We start from the raw sequence: 1678 nt of genomic DNA, 5'->3' as shown, positions 1-1678 counted from the left end.
GGTTCTGTTGCAAAGTTTAAAAAAGCAGAAATAGATATTGATAAATGAGGGGTACCATTTAGGCAGTGACTAATAATTTATGTAATTCTTTGTATGTTGAAAAAACGCGGTTTGTCTGTAAACTGCGGTTTCGTTTATATAAAGCATGAATCGTTTCGATTCCTTTCAATGTACGTGAAGCATGGCGAAGGCTGTGAAATCCTGCAGATTTCACAAAACCTCGCTTGATATGTCTATGATCTTGTTGGATGAGGTTATTTAGATGCTTAACGGTGCAATGTTTCGTATGCACATAAAAATCGTTATGTTTCAGTTTTTTGAACGCACAAAGTAAGGCAGGAGCCTTGTCTGTTGTGAGAGCCGTTGGTTCTCCAAAAGTTTTCACTAATCTTTTCATAAACATATAGGCGGCTTGATGATCCCTTGTTTTACGAAGTTGGATATCCAAGGTGTGCTCTTCTCGATCAATCGCACGATAAAGATAACGTCATTCTCCCTTGACTTTGATATAGGTTTCATCTAAATGCCATACAAAATGTGCTGATTTATTTTTCTTCTTCCAAATTTGATAAATCAAATTACCCTATTCATACACCCAACGCATGATAGTTGTTGGATGAATTGATACACTACGTTCCTTCAGGATTTCAGATACATCTCGATAGCTTAAAGAAAAACGACAATAGTAGCCGACGGCTACCAAAATAATATCTTTTTTAAATTGTTTCCCTTTAAAATACCCCATGTATCATGCTCCTCAAATCATTTTTCTTCCATTTTAATTTCACTTAAAAAACTTTGCAACAGAACCAGAAAACTTCTTCAGCTACTTTAAGTCAGAGTGTTTTCATTTATACTCTTTCCACAAAGTTGATGAGGTTAAATTTGCCGTGCGCAAATATATACACTTTTATAATCATTAAAGATTTCAAAAGAAATTAAATAACCTGAGTCTATATAAATATAGAACTCAGGTTATTAAGTTGTGCCTTTTGAATACTGTCTACTTGACAGGGGTCACTTCATATATGGTTGCTCTTTTTTATTTGTAGAATTTAGTAGGATTTAGTAAAATTTTGTCGAATAAAATAATTAAGAGCACGAAAAATATAGGAAATGAGGAATGATATCATGACATGGTTAAGTTTCTTTATCGGATATATTTTAGGTTCAATTATTTGTTTAATCATTATGATTCAATTTCTTAAGGCAAAAGAGGTAGACAAGCGGGATAAGGAATTTTAGATATTACTTTAGAAAATATTTGATTTAAATTAAAAAAAACATTCAGTTGCTTTTTTTTCACATTTTGAGAAGGACAAGCTAACCGCTGAATTAAGCAGTAATACACGTTACTCCTTTAAGGGGGCACGGCAACATCGCCATCAAGCTAATATTTTGGAGTATTCCCAAAACGAAAATTTGATTTCTTCATAGTGGGCCATGAAAATTCAGTTCATTTTTTTCGTTTTTGGGAACAATGAATGTCTAAAGTTGATGGGCGTGCGGCTGTACCCAAATTAAGAAAACTTTGTAACAGAACTGCTCCTATAAAATTATTTGTATTAACTTGTAATAATTTGTCATTGTTGTTATTATAATTCAAATATCAATATTAATACTTAGTATTCTCTTATGAAGGAAAGTACTTTCTAAGGTTCTGGTGCAAAAATCATTT

The 1678-nt window shown here is 32.5% G+C and carries 2 pseudogenes; one reads left to right on the top strand and one right to left on the bottom strand.

Going from position 1 to position 1678, the window contains the following annotated elements:
• Positions 1–58: 58 nt before the first annotated feature.
• Positions 59–745: pseudogene (locus PLX19_RS25865) on the bottom strand (IS6 family transposase).
• Between the two features lie 79 nt (positions 746–824).
• On the opposite strand from PLX19_RS25865, the pseudogene PLX19_RS26310 reads away from it, so the two are divergent.
• Positions 825–923 (top strand): annotated as a pseudogene (locus tag PLX19_RS26310) (IS3 family transposase); the annotation flags it as partial.
• Positions 924–1678: the final 755 nt, after the last annotated feature.

The sequence above is a fragment of the Bacillus sp. BP-3 genome (assembly GCF_028401955.1).
GTDB lineage: Bacteria > Bacillota > Bacilli > Bacillales > Bacillaceae_G > Bacillus_A.
The sequence above is the reverse complement of the archived record's forward strand: the minus strand, read 5'-3'. Positions and strand labels throughout refer to the sequence as shown.